Origin of the sequence: Streptococcus sp. 27098_8_91, assembly GCF_041432385.1 — a bacterium.
Taxonomy (GTDB): Bacteria; Bacillota; Bacilli; order Lactobacillales; family Streptococcaceae; genus Streptococcus.
On record NZ_JAPVZN010000003.1, the window covers coordinates 45846 to 59868 of the forward strand.

Below are 14023 nucleotides of genomic sequence, written 5' to 3' on the forward strand. Positions count from 1 at the left end.
CTCCTTTCGCTTTACAATTGGCTTGAACACCTTTATTGTATCGCGTTCGGAGTTTTTTTGGTATAACCTTCGACGCGCACCCGCTAAGCGGGTGGTTTATTTGTCTCGCACCTCACGGAGCGAGACAGACTAATAGCCACATAACACAAAAAATCTCTTAGATTCATTTCTAAGAGATTTTTTCTTTCTCCTCACAACCAGCCTTCTTCTTCGGCAGTTTTGGCTGCTTCGGTTCGGTTGCTGGCGCCTAGTTTGGAGAGGATGTTGGTCATATAATTACGGACGGTGCCGTTTGAGAGGTAAAGTTTGTCAGCAATTTCTTGGTTGGAGAGGCCTTGGGCAACTCCATGTAAAACAGCGACTTCTTGTTCGGTCAAGGGATTGGGATGGGTCATCATGACTTCCATCAGCTCTGGAGAATATTCCTTGCGTCCCTCTAACACCGTATGCAGGGTTTGCATGAGCTCAGCGATGCTTCGCTCTTTCAAGACATAGGCGTCAACTCCTGCTTTGACAGCTCGTTCAAAATAACCTGGGCGTTTAAAGGTCGTAACGATAACCACCTTGGTTTCAGGAACTTCTTGTTTGATCCACTCAAGTGCTTCGAGTCCTGTCTTGACTGGCATTTCGACGTCAAGGATGGCAATATCTACTGCTTCTTTCTCCAAAACCTCAATAGCTTCAGCTCCATTTTTCGCCTGCAAGACAGTCTCCACATCTGGTTGAAAGCTTAAGAGCTGGCACATGGCGTCTCTAAGCATACTTTGATCTTCTGCGACTAATACTTTCATCTACTTTCTCTCCTTATAAGGCAGATGCACGCTCACCTCTGTTGGATGTTTCAAACTGATCAGCTCTACTTTACCTGAGAAGGCTGCTGCACGGTCACGGACTGTATGAAGTTCATTTCCTTTTACAGTTGCAAATCCTTTCCCGTCATCTCTAACTGTCAGGACCAATTCCTGATCTGTACGTTCCAGTTTTAGGTAGGCTTTTTTAGCGCTGGCATGCTTGATGATATTGGTCGCCAGTTCTAACAAAACCATAGCAGCCGTCGACTCTACATCCTGGGTCAAACTAGCCTTGTCCAAGTGATTGTCAACCTGAACTTCAATCCCAGCAATTTCCAGCATCTTCTTAACAGTCTCAAGTTCTGAAGCTAGGGTCCGTGATTTTAGATTTTCCACTATGGTTCGCACTTCATTCATGGAGTCCTTGCTGATCTGGTGAATTTCTTTTAATTCCTTTTCCACCTGTGGATAAGCCTCCATCTGAAACAACTGCAAGGCTAAATCTGTCTTGACACTCAGCATAGCAAAGGTATGCCCCAGACTATCATGCAAATCCTGACCGATACGACTACGTTCATTTTCAGCAAGCAATAGATTTATCTGGGCATTTTGCTTAGCCTGAGCTTCTTTCAAATCCTCCACAATACGAATCCGAACCAAACCCAATGTCATCAAATCGACAAAAGTAAGAATCCCAAGCTCAAAGGCTACAACCTCAGTTTCGACTGACTGAAACATCATGAGTTGACCAACAACAAAAACTTGAGCAAGAAGAAATGTCCAGACATGCAGAGAACGAAGACTCCGCACCCTGAAATGATAAATTAAGAGATTAGAAAGGTAAAAGAAAAACCAGATATAATTAACAGCAACAAAGGCAGTATTCCCAACTACATAAGTCAGCATGATCCCCCAGAAAAGCCAAGATAGGCGCTGGCTCTTAGTTGTTAAAACGCCTAAATACGCCACTACAAATAGAATATCAATCAATAAATGCCAGACAGAAAGCCACCCGGTCACTACAGGTAGGATGGGGAAAATCATAAAAATTAAACTGACCCAAAACATATAGTGTATGCTTTTTAGTCTTTCAAGCATTAAGCATTCTCCTTATGACCTTGAAGGTAAATAGTCAAACCAAATAAAACTGCTGAAAAAACAAGTAGATAAATTGTGGCTGATAAATTGATGCCACCCTCATTTAAGAAGGTCTTGATCAATTCCATCAACTGATAGCTTGGTAGACGCTTCCCGATTGCTTGCATCCAGTCTGGAAATAAAGAGACAGGCATCCAGAGTCCGCCTAACACAGCCAAGCCAAAGTAAAGAAGATTGCCTACGACAGACATCAACTGACTGGACGGCAAGAGAGTCAAGGTTAAGCCAAGTGCTACAAAGGCAACACTTCCTACTATCAGCAAGAACGCAGCCCCAATCCAGTTTCCAAGAGACATATCCACACCTCTTACAAAATGCCCAACTGAGAAAACAACCAGGATTGAGACCAAATAATCAACCATCATACTTGTTATCTTTGATAGATAATATTCTACCATATTTACTGGAGTATGGCGTAATGTTTTCTGCCAGTTGTTGATTTTATCGGTATGTAAAACAACTGGGAATGAAAAGATAGCTGTCGACATCATGGAAAAAGCCGTCATGGAGATGAGGTAGTCGCGCATAAAATTAGCTGGTCCACCTGGTGTTTCCTGGTACATACCTGAAAAGAATAAATAGAAGGCTGTCGGCATCCCTACGGATAACAGATAATAGACTAATTGTCGTTTGGTCAATAGAAATTCTATCTTGTTTAATGCGATCCATCGTTTCATCTTAGTCATCTCCTTTTTGTGTTTCTTCAAAGATTGTATCCAACAAGCTACGATTATTGACTTCAATTTCTTGAATCCTACATCCTGCTTGCACTAACAGTTGCCAAAAAGCATCCGCTTCACGTGTAACTACTTGCAGAGCATCTTGTTTTTGTGACCAGTTTTCAACCAAGTTTGACTGTTCGACAACTTCCTTGTATGCTAGAGGAAGGATAAAGTGCTTTTCAATCTCCTCACTGCGCATAGCTAGAGGTGTTGTATCGCGAATCAACTCTCCCTTATTTAAAACCAAAATCCGGTCCGCTGTATGCTCTACCTCTTCGATATAATGGGACGAATAGAGAATGGTAACTCCCTTAGCTTTTAGCTCCTGAACAATTTCCCAAAAGCGTTGACGGGTTGAGGTATCCATGGCTGCAGTAGGCTCATCCAAAAAGACAAGCTTTGGTCGCCCAATCAAGGTCAAAACAAAAGAGAAGAGACGCTTTTGCCCACCTGACAGTTTTTCTGCAAATTGCTCTTTTTGTTGCTGATCAAACTGCAATAGTTGATCGACTTCCTGATTGCTCAAGGGATTTGGATAGATGCTTTGAAAGAAAGCAATCAACTCTTTGACCTTTAATTTCTGAACAATAACATTTTCTTGAGGGAGATAGGATCTAGTGTAGTCTAACTTAGAGCTCGTCACTGGCAAGCCTTGGATAGATACTTGACCACTAGTAACCAGCTTATCTCCAAGCAAACAGTCCAAGAGTGTGGTCTTCCCAGCACCATTGGGACCAATCAAGGCGACGCATTCACCTTCAGCTACCTCAAAAGAAATATCCTTCAATATAGCCTTGCCCTTGATGTTTTTATTTAGGCTTTCTACTTTAATCATGTTCATGATACTCTCCTTTCAGCCACTCCTTTCCCATCGGAAAGACGATAAAAATCATAAATCCTAGACCCCAAGCACCGCGAATGACTTGGTGAAGGAAGGCTTGGTCAAACCACCCTGTAAACATTTCGACCAACCATACCACTAGTGATAGTCCAATAAAAAGATAGAGAATCGCTTTTTTCATTTTTCAAACTCCTTTTTCACATCTGAGACCAATTTCAAACCTTCTCGGATCAACCAAGACATCATGCCAAAGCCTGCAAATAACTCCCAAGGAAAATGATAGAAGCCTTCGTCCAATCCTGAAAACATGAGATAAGTCATGACTCCTGCTGCTACTAAACTCATTGCGACAATTACTTTATGTTTCATTTTTTTCTTCCTCCATTTGATACATCTAGTATAATTCTTTGAAGGTAAAATTACTAGAAGCTTCTGTCATGAGGAGATATGACAAATGTCATTAAAAATGATGGAACAGAAATTACTAGATTGGGTCACTTTTCTAGCCCCAATCAGCTACTGGATCTAAAACTCATTGCAAACCAAAAAAGATCGGGAAAATCCCGACCTCTTTTTTTATTCTTCTTTAAATCCCTGTAATTTTAATGCAGCGAATAGTGCATTAGGCTTTTTAAAGTCTTCTATACCATCCGCTAGTGATTTAAAGAAATATGTGTTTTTTACTTTATCTAAATCTGCTTTTTCAAGATCGAGTTCCATAACGACTCTCATCTTTTTGTCCTCGGTGATAAAATATTCTACATTAACACCAGGCTCGTCCTTGATTTCAAGATACTCTGGACTATCTTCCATAGCTTCACGGAAGATTGCTTGGAATTCTTCAGGAGTAACTCCAGCAGGAATCTCCATGTTCATTTTCCCGAGCATCTCCATCTTGAAGTGTTTAACAACATCCGTATAAACAAATGTCATAGTGACATCAAATTCATCCATTTTCCCTTTAAGGATTTTTGTTTTTTCTTCTTTTACCTGACTCGACTGACTAGATGAATCAACCGAACTTGCTGTACTACTTGACTCTGTTGTTGCGGTGTTGGTTTGACCACAGCCAGCAAGAGCAAGTAACGCTGCAAAAATCAATCCTAAAACTTTCTTCATTCAAAGTCTCCTATTCCACACTGAAAAGGTATGGATAAACCGGTTGTTGACCTTGGTGGATTTCTACTTCTACATCTTCGAATTCTTCTGCGATTTCTTGGGCAATTTGGTTAGCCAATTCTTCGCTTCCATCTTCACCGATATAGAAGGTTACGATTTCACTGTCTTCATCCAACATATGTTTCAATGTTTCAGTCAGAGTTTGGTGCATATCAGGGTTTGATACGAGAATCTTACCGTCTACCATACCAAGATTATCATTTTCATGAATTTCCAAACCATCGATAGTCGTGTCACGAACGGCTGTTGTTACACTACCACTGACCACATCACCAAGGGCTGCAGTCATGCGTTCTTTATTCTCTTCGATAGACTTGCTTGGGTCAAATGCCAGAAGGCTAGTCAATCCTTGAGGAAGGGTACGAGCTTCTACCACAACAGCTGGTTGTTCTAAGACTTCAGCTGCAGATTGAGCTGCCATAAAGATATTTTTGTTGTTTGGCAAGAAAATGATGTTGCGAGCATTGACTTGCTCAACAGCCTTGATAAAGTCTTCTGTCGAAGGGTTCATGGTTTGTCCACCTTCGATGACATAGTCCACACCTTGAGCACGGAAGATGTCTGCCAATCCTTGTCCAGCTACTACTGCGATAAGAGCATATTCTTTTTCTTCAGCTGGTTTGCTGACTTTAGCTTCTTTTTCCACTTGCGCTTCGTGTTGGTTACGCATGTTATCGACTTTAACCTTAACCAAGCTACCATATTTGAGACCTTCTTGCATGACAAGACCTGGATCTTCTGTATGGACGTGAACTTTAACGATTTCGTCATCATTAACAACAAGTAGAGAATCCCCAAGGTCATTCAAGTAGTTACGGAATTCATCGTAGTCAAAGTCTTTAGCATAAGTTGGACCTTGCTTAAGGGCAACCATGATCTCCGTACAGTAACCAAAAGTGATATCTTCTGTTGCCACATGTCCAGCTACAGACTTATGGTGTTCTGCATTGATCATTTCACTCATGTTGGCTGGAGTAGCGACAAAGTCCTCAGAAGCGCTGTATTCGCCAGTAAGAGCTGAAAGGAAACCTTCATAGATGAAGACCAAACCTTGACCACCAGAGTCCACAACACCAACTTCCTTCAAGACTGGAAGCATGTCCGGAGTCTTAGCAAGGGCTGTTTTAGCTCCTTCTAAGGCAGCGCGCATAACCTCAATGGCATCGTCTGTCTGCTCGGCTTTTTTCTTAGCACCGATGGCAGCACCACGTGATACAGTCAAGATTGTTCCTTCAACTGGCTTCATAACAGCCTTGTAGGCTACTTCAACACCAGATTGGAAGGCAAGAGCTAGGTCTTTCCCTGTTAACTCTTCTTTTGTCTTAATGGCTTGCGAGAATCCGCGGAAAAGCTGAGAAGTGATAACTCCTGAGTTCCCACGCGCACCCATCAACAGACCTTTAGCCAAGATACTTGCAGCCTCACCAACAGTTGAAGCTGGTTTGTCTGCTACTTCTTTAGCACCATTTTCGATAGTCATTCCCATGTTTGTTCCTGTATCTCCATCTGGAACTGGGAAGACGTTTAATGAATTGACATATTCAGCTTGCTTATTCAAGCGAGTTGATGCAGCCTGCACCATTTCTTGAAATAAGCTAGTAGTAATTTTTGACACGGTTATTCTCCTACAACTTTGATATTTTGAATGTAGACATTTACAGTCTGAGCAGTAATTCCAAGCTGGTTTTCCAAACTAAAACGAACACGCTCTTGAATGTTTTTTGACACTTCGCTAATCTTTGTTCCGTAGCTCAACACGGTATATACATCAACTGCAATACTGCCATCTTCGGCCGCTTTTACGACGACACCTTTGGAATAATTTTCCTTACCTAACAAGGCTTGGAAATTATCTTTGAGGGCATTTTTACTAGCCATACCGACCACACCAAAAATCTCAGTTGTTGCTCCACCTACGACGGTTGCAATCACTTCATCCGTTAGTTCGATTTGACCATCTTTTGTATTAATTTTTACAGTCATCCTTTTTACCTCAACTAGTTGATACTCTATTTTATCATATTTCAGTCCAAGTGTAAAAGCAGAATACTGTATCAGCGGATATTTACTCTATTTTTCAAATGATGTTATACCCACAATAAAAGAAAAAAGACCCTAAGGTCTCCTTTACTTTTATTATTAAACGCGTTCAACTTTACCTGATTTCAAAGCACGAGCTGAAGCCCAAACTTTTTTAGGTTTACCATCGATAAGAACAGTAACTTTTTGAAGGTTTGGTTTTACGGCACGTTTTGTTTGGTTCATCGCGTGTGAACGGTTGTTTCCTGATACAGTCTTACGACCTGTAAAGTAACATACTTTAGCCATTGTGTTTTCCTCCTATTAGATCTAATATAGCGGATGTGCTAGCACCACATACCGTACTATGTTATCACACTTTCTTCATTTTTGCAAGGGAATTGGAAGATTTTTTTATTTAACGTAGACAATTCCCAACTTCCCAAAGGCCACATCCCCACGGATAATCAAGGTTTTGCTGGTTGGGGCTAGAGGAGCATCTGCCTTGGCTACACCACAGAAAGTTTCCACCTTCAAATCAACTCTCCAATGTTGGGGAACATAGATAACTGCATTGCCAAAACCAACTTCGATATCCAGAGTTGCAAAATCACCTAACATCTCTGCATTGTCATAATAAATCTTGGCATTGCCAAAACCAACTTCTACTTGATCCTCTACCAATTCTTGGTCTTGCTTGTAAAATGTACCTGTCCCAAAAGCGACTTCCTTATCTAAAAGAATGGTCTTTTCACCATCGAACCACCATTTTTTCCCATTCCATGTTCTGTTAGAGTGAGTCAAAGAACTAACTCCAAGTACAATTAGAATACTAGCCCAGAACAGTGACTGATTTGGAATCGATAAAATGTCATAAAAATGATTGGCAATCATGAGGGCTACTAGGGCTGTAAAAGAGGCTGAAGTAAAATGATGACGAAGCAAAGCTCCAACTGATTGATAGGCAAAAAAGCCAATACCAATCAAGGGCCAAATTTTCCCTTCAAGTGAAGGGATTCCAAAATTCCCCTGCAGCAATACTAAAGCTGCCAATACTAGCAACACAATACCAAATACTTTCTTTTTCATGTTCTTACCTCATGTTTCTTAGATTTTCTTTTAGGAGGGATTGGTAGTGCCGTGACACATGAACCTCCTTGTGGGTCTGATAAAAGGAAATAGTGCCTGTCCCTGAGAAGGACTTATCCACCGAGTAGACCTGCCGAAGATTGGCAATGGTCGACTTGGATACCCGACTGAAATAGCGGGGCAGGATGGACTCTAACTCATAAAGCTTGAGTCGAACTTCGTAGGCTTCTTTCTGGGTATGGGCGTAAATCTTGTTCCCTTCCGTCTCAAAGAAGAGGATTTCTGCCAAGTCTAAGTAATACTCACCCGTCCCCTTGTAAAAGATCAACCTAGGAGCCTTGGTTTCTTGCAAGAGTCGTTGCAAGTCAGCTATCTCATCTGTAAGAGCTGCAGCCTTGATGACAATCTCTATCTCAGTTAATTCACTATCAATCTCGATTCGTAACTTCATCCTATCTCCTTTCTGCATCTACTATACCAAAGGCCAGAAGACTTTACAAGGGCAAAAAAGCAAGTGGTCACTTTTTACCCGTAAGTGGTTACGAGGCCAAGCCCACTTGCTTTGCTTTTTAGAAAATAAAGAAAAGAATTCCCCAGATTAGACCACAGGCGTAGCCAACTAAAACATCCTTGGGATAATGCACTCCCCCCAAGACTCGCACAAAACCGAGAAAAGCTGACAAGACCAATAACATCAACCCCACAGGAAGATTTGCATGCAGGCAAGCCATGGAAATAATGGTTGCCGAAAAGACATGACGGCTAGGCATTGAATTCCCAGAGCTATCTTTATCTAGTAGCGGGACAATTTCCCAAGTTTCATAGGGACGCGGTTGATTGATCCACTTACGAACAAGCGTCAATAGGACAAAGCCAAAAGCTGGCACCAAAATATAGGCAGAAAGTTCTTTCCCAACCCCTTTACTTACAAAGTTTGTCCCCAACAAGGTCAAGTAAGCCAAGGGCATCAGAACTGTCATCATGCGATTAAAGACTCGCATCAAGTGTAATAGTTGTGGATATCGAATGAGACTTGATTTCCTCTTCTCGTACCACTCTTGATAGTTTTTCATCTGTTTTCTCGTTGTTTCTAGATTTTACACAAGAAGCCTGACAGAACGAGTCTGCTAGCATCTCCTACTCTAGTATAGTGCAGAAAAAGAAGGCCGTCAAGCCTTCTTTTGATTTATTCTTCTGCTTGGTCTTCTGTAAATTGACTATTGTAGAGGTCGGCATAGAAACCACCTTGAGCCATGAGTTCCTCATGATTGCCTTGCTCGATAATGTTTCCTTCTTTCATGACCAGAATCAAGTCAGCATTGCGGATGGTTGACAAGCGGTGGGCGATGACAAAGGATGTGCGTCCCTCCATCAAACGGTCCATAGCCTTTTGAATCAACTCCTCCGTACGAGTATCGACTGAGGATGTTGCTTCGTCCAGAATCAAGAGCGGAGCATCTTTGAGCAGAGCACGAGCAATGGTCAAGAGTTGTTTCTGCCCGACTGACAAGGTCACTGTATCATCCAAAACAGTATCGTATCCATCAGGTAAGGTTGTGATGAAGTGGTGGATTCCTACTACTTTGGCAGCTTCAATCACACCTTCATCACTGATACCTGTTTGATTGTAGATGAGATTGTCACGAATGGTTCCTTCAAAGAGCCAGGTATCCTGCAAGACCATTGAAAAGGCATCGTGCACTTCTGAGCGCTTCATAGCCTTGGTATCTACACCATCAATGCGAATACTTCCCTTATCAATCTCATAGAATTTCATCAAGAGGTTAACAATGGTCGTCTTCCCAGCACCAGTTGGTCCAACAATGGCAACCTTTTGACCTGCATGAGCTGTCGCAGAAAAGTCGTGAATGATTGTTCGCTCCGGTGTGTAGCCAAATGAAACTCTGTCAAAGACCACTTCACCCTTCATGTTGGTCAATTGTCTTTCCTTATGAGATTCATCTTCCATTTCCTCTTCACCTAGAAATTCAAAGACACGAGTCATGGCTGCACTAGCTTGTTGTAAGCTGGTAATTCCCTGGGCAATCTGTGATAAGGGTTGTGAGAATGTTCGAACATAAACCATGAAGGCTACAATAATCCCGATACTGATATACCCTTCAAGAGCCAAGGCAGCACCGACGATAATGACTAGAACATAACTAAAGTTGCCTACAAAGACCATGGCAGGCATCATAATTCCAGAGATAAACTGAGATTTCCAAATGCTATCATGTAGATTCTGATTCAAGCCTGCAAATGTTTCTTTTGTTGGTTCCACAGCATTATAGCTAGTCACCACATTGTGGCCAGAGTACATTTCTTCCACATAGCCATTTACAGCTGCTAGGTTGTTTTGTTGAGCTTTAAAGTAGCCTTGAGATTTAGCCATAATCACTGAGACCGCCGCAAATCCAATAAGGGTTGAAACAACGGTTACCAGTGCCAAAATCCAGTTCATACCAAACATGGTAATCAAAACAGCAATCAGTAAAAAGCTAGCTGAAAGAACTGTCCCAAGGCTTTGGTTAAGAGACTGAGCTGCTGTATCAACGTCATTAGTCACACGAGAAAGGGTGTCCCCTTGAGAATGACGGTCAAAATAAGCAAGTGGCAAGCGATTGATTTTCTCAGCAATAGCTGTCCGCAAACGTTTTGAGAAATGTTGGATACTAGTTGAGAAAATGTAGGCTTGCGTATAGTTCAGGATAATCCCAAGCACATAGAGGATAACCAAAAAGCTAGCAATACTTGAGACAGCCTCTAGATCAATCTCTGTCATTAACCCATCTGAAATCAAATTGGTAATTTCTTTGATCTTAGTTGGTCCATAAACCGTGATAATACTTGAACAGATAGCCGTCACAACTGCGATTAGTAGGGGAAGTTGGAGACCTGCTAGAAAAGGTCTACACTGTTTCCATAAGGACATTTTCTTATTTTCCATGTTCCAATTCCTCCTTCGATAGTTGTGAATAGGCAATTTCTTGGTAAACTTCATTGCTTGCAAGAAGTTCCTTGTGGGTGCCTTGCCCCACGACTTTACCTTGATCCAAGACTAAGATCAGGTCTGCATCCATAATGGTTGAAATGCGTTGGGCAACGATTAATTTGGTCATGGATTGTGTTTTTTCAGCTAATACTTGACGCAAGATACGATCTGTCTTGTAGTCCAAGGCTGAGAACGAATCATCAAAAATGAGAATCTCTGGTTTACGAGCCAAGGCGCGTGCAATGGCCAAACGTTGTCTCTGTCCACCTGAGAAATTGGTCCCACCTTGAGCCACTTCTGAGTCAAGACCAGCTTCCTTATCCTCTATAAAGTTTTTAGATTGAGCCAATTCCAAAGCTTGCCACATGGCCGTTTCACTTAGTGGCGTTTCTTGACTCTTACCAAAGTCGAGATTGTCCTTAACATCTCCAGAAAAGAGCACAGCTTTTTGAGGGATATAGCCAACCTTATTACGCAAATCTTCCAAGTAGTAATCTTTCACATTGACGCCATCTACTAGAATTTCTCCCTCTGACACATCATAAAAACGAGGCAAGAGATTAACTAGAGTAGATTTCCCAGAACCAGTTGAGCCGATAAAGGCAATGGTTTGCCCTGCTTCTGCCTTGAAGCTGACATGTTCCACAACTGCTTCTGAGTTTTTAGAGTAGCGGAAGGTTACGTCGCGGTATTCCACTTGACCTTTTACAGAAGAGTTTGCCGTCTGTGGGTGACTAGGATTTTCAATAGAGGAATAAAGGTCCAAGACTTGATTGATACGACCTGCAGAAACCAAGGTACGAGGAAGAACGATAAAGAGAGCACCCATGAGTAAGAAGCCCATTACCACTTGCATAGCATAGGACATGAAGACCACCATATCGCTAAAGAGGGGTAGACGCTCTGTCAAGCTAGCGTCGTTGATAAGATAAGCACCAATCCAGTAAATGGCAAGGACCAAGCCGCTAGAAATCGCCATCATAATAGGATTCATAATAGCCATTAAGCGACTGACAAAGAGATTGATTCGTGTGACTTCATCATTGGCTTCTTCGAATTTCTTATCTTGGTATTCCTCAGCATTGTATGCACGAACAACCCGAATCCCTGTCAAGCTTTCACGAGTAATACTGTTCAGCTTATCTGTCAATTTTTGAATGACAGATTGTTTAGGAAAGGCCAAAGTCATCAAGACAGTTGTCATCAGAACATTGACAATGACTGCCACCACTACTGCCCAAATCCAGTATTCAGACTTGCCAAGGATTTTCCCAATAGCCCAAAGCGCCATGATTGGTCCGCGAGTGACCACTTGGAGTCCCATGGTAAAGAGCATCTGAATCTGCGTGATATCATTAGTCGTCCGAGTCAATAGACTGGGGATTGAGAAACGTTTAATTTCTGTCTGAGAGTAATCCAAAACACGATTAAAAATATCGCTTCGTAGATGAGCCGTATAGGATGCTGCAACTCGAGCGGCAAAAAATCCAACTGTTACAGATGATAGGAAGGCTAAGAATGACAAACCCATCATCTTAGTTGCTGGCGACCAAAGGTCTCCCAATTCCGTACCTGGCGTTCCGAGTAATTCTGTTATTTTTGAAACGTAAGTCGGTACTTCTAACTCTAGATAGACCGAGCAACAGGTAAAGAGAACAGTTATTAGAATCATGCCCCACTCTTTTCCTGTGATACGCTTAGCGAGTTTCTTCATTCTTCCCTCCTATTTTTTCTACATTTGCTTGTAGTTGGCCCATGACTTCTTCAAAGATAAGGAGATTCTCTTCGGAAATGCCATCAAGTAAACTACTGTCAATTCGATCAAAGAAAGACTTAACTTGCTTCATTTGAGAGCGTGATTTTTCGGTCAAATGAACAAATTTCGCCCGTTTATCACTTGGACTCGCCTCCAACTCTACCAAACCATTTTGCACCATACGCTTAACCAAATTACTAGCAACTGACTTGGTAATATTGAGTTCTTGTTCAATATCCTTGATTAACACCGCCTGTTCAGACTCCTCACGATAGTCTAAAAATCGTATGACTTGGCCCTGCGGTCCACCCATAAATTCAATACCACAACGTTTAGCTTCCTGTTGCACCATAAGGTGAACCTGATGACCAAAACGTTTAAAAGCTAACATCGGCTTATCCATGATTGCTCCTTTTTACACATAAATAGTTCTCACGAGAACCAATTGGTTTTCATGAGAACTATTTTATCACTTTCAAATAGGATGTCAAGAAAAAAGTTTCCTTGAGAACTATCTAAGCAGAAATTGACATAAGCTCTTATTTTATCTATAATAAACACTATCTCACATAGATACGAATCCAGTTTACTAGAAATGAGAAATTCACACATGAAACAAGAAGAGTATAAAACCTTAGGAACCCTTGCTGTCATTTTTGGAGCCCTGGCACTTCTTGGTTCTTGGATACCAATTATCAATGGTCTATCCTTTCTCTTTGGATTTGTTGCCTTGATCTTAGGAGTCATCGGCATTGGCCTCAATCTCCAAAATCAAAAAACATTAGCTATGATTGGTTCAAGCTTTGGCCTCATTTCCATTATCATTGTACTGATAAGCCAACTGCTATTCACTCCTATCTTCGCTGATTTTATAAGAGGCTATCGTAGCTCTTCTAATTATCTCATGGAAGAACCAACCAATGAAGATTGGCCAAATAGTACCATTGATGAATATGAAGAGGAAGAAGAGATCTTTACCTGGACTCAAGAACAGTTTGATGCCTTAATAGAGGGTGCCCCTTCCAACCAAGGGCAAGGAGGTAGCAATTACAAAGACATTATCAGTGAACATGGGATTCCAGATTCTGAAGTAGATTCAAGTGACAGTGATTATGAAACCAAAAGAATCACCTATCTCTCCCTAGGTTCATCTAGTAAGGCAGTTGTTTTAAACTTTGTAAAGCAGGAAAATGGCCAGTTTCTTCTGATTCATAAATTTGCTGTCGGACTGGATCGAAAAGAACAATCTGATTCTGGAGTGAAGGTTTAACATAACTAAAAAGGTGCCGGGAATAGCAATCGGTAGACCAAGTCTCGATTTCTAAATCCCCGCACCACGATATTTCCACAATCCATTGGATTATGGACAATTATAGATTACTAATAACGTTTTGAGCAAAAGAGATTTTCGTCTCTTTCCTGCCCTTTTGTCATCACAGGATAAACAAACCCCTTGAAAACACTGAATTTTCAAAG

17 protein-coding genes are annotated in these 14023 nt (G+C 41.5%); 1 reads left to right on the plus strand and 16 read right to left on the minus strand.

Annotated features, from left to right (window positions below):
* Positions 1-191: 191 nt before the first annotated feature.
* The 16 genes from O3611_RS03865 to O3611_RS03940 all read right to left on the minus strand — a co-directional run bounded on the left by O3611_RS03865 (position 192) and on the right by O3611_RS03940 (position 12950).
* Positions 192-791 carry a response regulator transcription factor gene (locus tag O3611_RS03865; RefSeq protein WP_000866708.1) on the minus strand — a complete coding sequence of 200 codons (600 nt, stop codon included), beginning with the start codon at positions 789-791 and terminating at the stop codon, positions 192-194.
* Positions 792-1889: a sensor histidine kinase gene (locus O3611_RS03870; protein ID WP_371607889.1), complete on the minus strand. Its 1098-nt coding sequence runs from the start codon at positions 1887-1889 to the stop codon at positions 792-794.
* A complete protein-coding gene (locus tag O3611_RS03875; RefSeq protein ID WP_371607890.1) occupies positions 1889-2626 on the minus strand; it encodes an ABC transporter permease in 738 nt (245 codons plus the stop codon). The genes O3611_RS03870 and O3611_RS03875 overlap by 1 nt, the downstream gene beginning before the upstream one ends.
* 1 nt (position 2627) lies before the next feature.
* The gene (locus O3611_RS03880) at positions 2628-3512 is read right to left on the minus strand and encodes an ABC transporter ATP-binding protein (protein WP_075232360.1); all 885 of its coding nucleotides are present in this window, start codon (positions 3510-3512) and stop codon (positions 2628-2630) included.
* Positions 3499-3693, minus strand: coding sequence for a hypothetical protein (locus tag O3611_RS03885; protein WP_075232359.1), 195 nt, complete (start codon positions 3691-3693; stop codon positions 3499-3501). Before O3611_RS03885 ends, O3611_RS03880 begins: the two co-directional genes overlap by 14 nt.
* The gene (locus tag O3611_RS03890) at positions 3690-3881 is read right to left on the minus strand and encodes a hypothetical protein (protein ID WP_000681201.1); all 192 of its coding nucleotides are present in this window, start codon (positions 3879-3881) and stop codon (positions 3690-3692) included. The genes O3611_RS03885 and O3611_RS03890 overlap by 4 nt, the downstream gene beginning before the upstream one ends.
* 207 nt (positions 3882-4088) lie before the next feature.
* Positions 4089-4631: an SP0191 family lipoprotein gene (locus tag O3611_RS03895; protein ID WP_248034427.1), complete on the minus strand. Its 543-nt coding sequence runs from the start codon at positions 4629-4631 to the stop codon at positions 4089-4091.
* 10 nt (positions 4632-4641) lie between these two features.
* A complete protein-coding gene (locus O3611_RS03900; RefSeq protein WP_371607891.1) occupies positions 4642-6306 on the minus strand; it encodes a DAK2 domain-containing protein in 1665 nt (554 codons plus the stop codon).
* 2 nt (positions 6307-6308) lie between these two features.
* Positions 6309-6674, minus strand: coding sequence for an Asp23/Gls24 family envelope stress response protein (locus O3611_RS03905; protein ID WP_000216442.1), 366 nt, complete (start codon positions 6672-6674; stop codon positions 6309-6311).
* Positions 6675-6830: 156 nt separating this feature from the next.
* Positions 6831-7019, minus strand: a complete 189-nt coding sequence (gene rpmB, locus O3611_RS03910) for a 50S ribosomal protein L28 (protein WP_001140948.1) — start codon at positions 7017-7019, stop codon at positions 6831-6833.
* Positions 7020-7124: 105 nt separating this feature from the next.
* A complete protein-coding gene (locus O3611_RS03915) occupies positions 7125-7799 on the minus strand; it encodes a hypothetical protein (protein WP_371607892.1) in 675 nt (224 codons plus the stop codon).
* Positions 7800-7803: 4 nt separating this feature from the next.
* Positions 7804-8250: a LytTR family DNA-binding domain-containing protein gene (locus tag O3611_RS03920; RefSeq protein WP_371607893.1), complete on the minus strand. Its 447-nt coding sequence runs from the start codon at positions 8248-8250 to the stop codon at positions 7804-7806.
* A 118-nt stretch (positions 8251-8368) separates the two neighbouring features.
* Entirely contained in the window at positions 8369-8872 is a 504-nt protein-coding gene (locus O3611_RS03925; RefSeq protein ID WP_075232355.1) for a phosphatase PAP2 family protein, read from the minus strand.
* A gap of 113 nt (positions 8873-8985) precedes the next feature.
* Positions 8986-10746: an ABC transporter ATP-binding protein gene (locus O3611_RS03930; RefSeq protein WP_075232354.1), complete on the minus strand. Its 1761-nt coding sequence runs from the start codon at positions 10744-10746 to the stop codon at positions 8986-8988.
* A complete protein-coding gene (locus O3611_RS03935) occupies positions 10736-12505 on the minus strand; it encodes an ABC transporter ATP-binding protein (RefSeq protein ID WP_075232353.1) in 1770 nt (589 codons plus the stop codon). The genes O3611_RS03930 and O3611_RS03935 overlap by 11 nt, the downstream gene beginning before the upstream one ends.
* A complete protein-coding gene (locus O3611_RS03940) occupies positions 12489-12950 on the minus strand; it encodes a MarR family winged helix-turn-helix transcriptional regulator (protein ID WP_371607894.1) in 462 nt (153 codons plus the stop codon). The genes O3611_RS03935 and O3611_RS03940 overlap by 17 nt, the downstream gene beginning before the upstream one ends.
* 207 nt (positions 12951-13157) lie before the next feature.
* On the opposite strand from O3611_RS03940, the gene O3611_RS03945 reads away from it, so the two are divergent.
* Positions 13158-13817 carry a hypothetical protein gene (locus tag O3611_RS03945; RefSeq protein ID WP_371607895.1) on the plus strand — a complete coding sequence of 220 codons (660 nt, stop codon included), beginning with the start codon at positions 13158-13160 and terminating at the stop codon, positions 13815-13817.
* The last annotated feature ends 206 nt before the right edge of the window (positions 13818-14023 follow it).

Coding starts and splice junctions, on each gene's coding strand:
- O3611_RS03865 (WP_000866708.1), bottom strand. CDS start 791: ATGAAAGTATTAGTCGCAGAAGATCAAAGTATGCTTAGAGACGCCATG.
- O3611_RS03870 (WP_371607889.1), bottom strand. CDS start 1,889: ATGCTTGAAAGACTAAAAAGCATACACTATATGTTTTGGGTCAGTTTA.
- O3611_RS03875 (WP_371607890.1), bottom strand. CDS start 2,626: ATGAAACGATGGATCGCATTAAACAAGATAGAATTTCTATTGACCAAA.
- O3611_RS03880 (WP_075232360.1), bottom strand. CDS start 3,512: ATGAACATGATTAAAGTAGAAAGCCTAAATAAAAACATCAAGGGCAAG.
- O3611_RS03885 (WP_075232359.1), bottom strand. CDS start 3,693: ATGAAAAAAGCGATTCTCTATCTTTTTATTGGACTATCACTAGTGGTA.
- O3611_RS03890 (WP_000681201.1), bottom strand. CDS start 3,881: ATGAAACATAAAGTAATTGTCGCAATGAGTTTAGTAGCAGCAGGAGTC.
- O3611_RS03895 (WP_248034427.1), bottom strand. CDS start 4,631: ATGAAGAAAGTTTTAGGATTGATTTTTGCAGCGTTACTTGCTCTTGCT.
- O3611_RS03905 (WP_000216442.1), bottom strand. CDS start 6,674: ATGACTGTAAAAATTAATACAAAAGATGGTCAAATCGAACTAACGGAT.
- rpmB (WP_001140948.1), bottom strand. CDS start 7,019: ATGGCTAAAGTATGTTACTTTACAGGTCGTAAGACTGTATCAGGAAAC.
- O3611_RS03915 (WP_371607892.1), bottom strand. CDS start 7,799: ATGAAAAAGAAAGTATTTGGTATTGTGTTGCTAGTATTGGCAGCTTTA.
- O3611_RS03920 (WP_371607893.1), bottom strand. CDS start 8,250: ATGAAGTTACGAATCGAGATTGATAGTGAATTAACTGAGATAGAGATT.
- O3611_RS03925 (WP_075232355.1), bottom strand. CDS start 8,872: ATGAAAAACTATCAAGAGTGGTACGAGAAGAGGAAATCAAGTCTCATT.
- O3611_RS03930 (WP_075232354.1), bottom strand. CDS start 10,746: ATGGAAAATAAGAAAATGTCCTTATGGAAACAGTGTAGACCTTTTCTA.
- O3611_RS03935 (WP_075232353.1), bottom strand. CDS start 12,505: ATGAAGAAACTCGCTAAGCGTATCACAGGAAAAGAGTGGGGCATGATT.
- O3611_RS03940 (WP_371607894.1), bottom strand. CDS start 12,950: ATGGATAAGCCGATGTTAGCTTTTAAACGTTTTGGTCATCAGGTTCAC.
- O3611_RS03945 (WP_371607895.1), top strand. CDS start 13,158: ATGAAACAAGAAGAGTATAAAACCTTAGGAACCCTTGCTGTCATTTTT.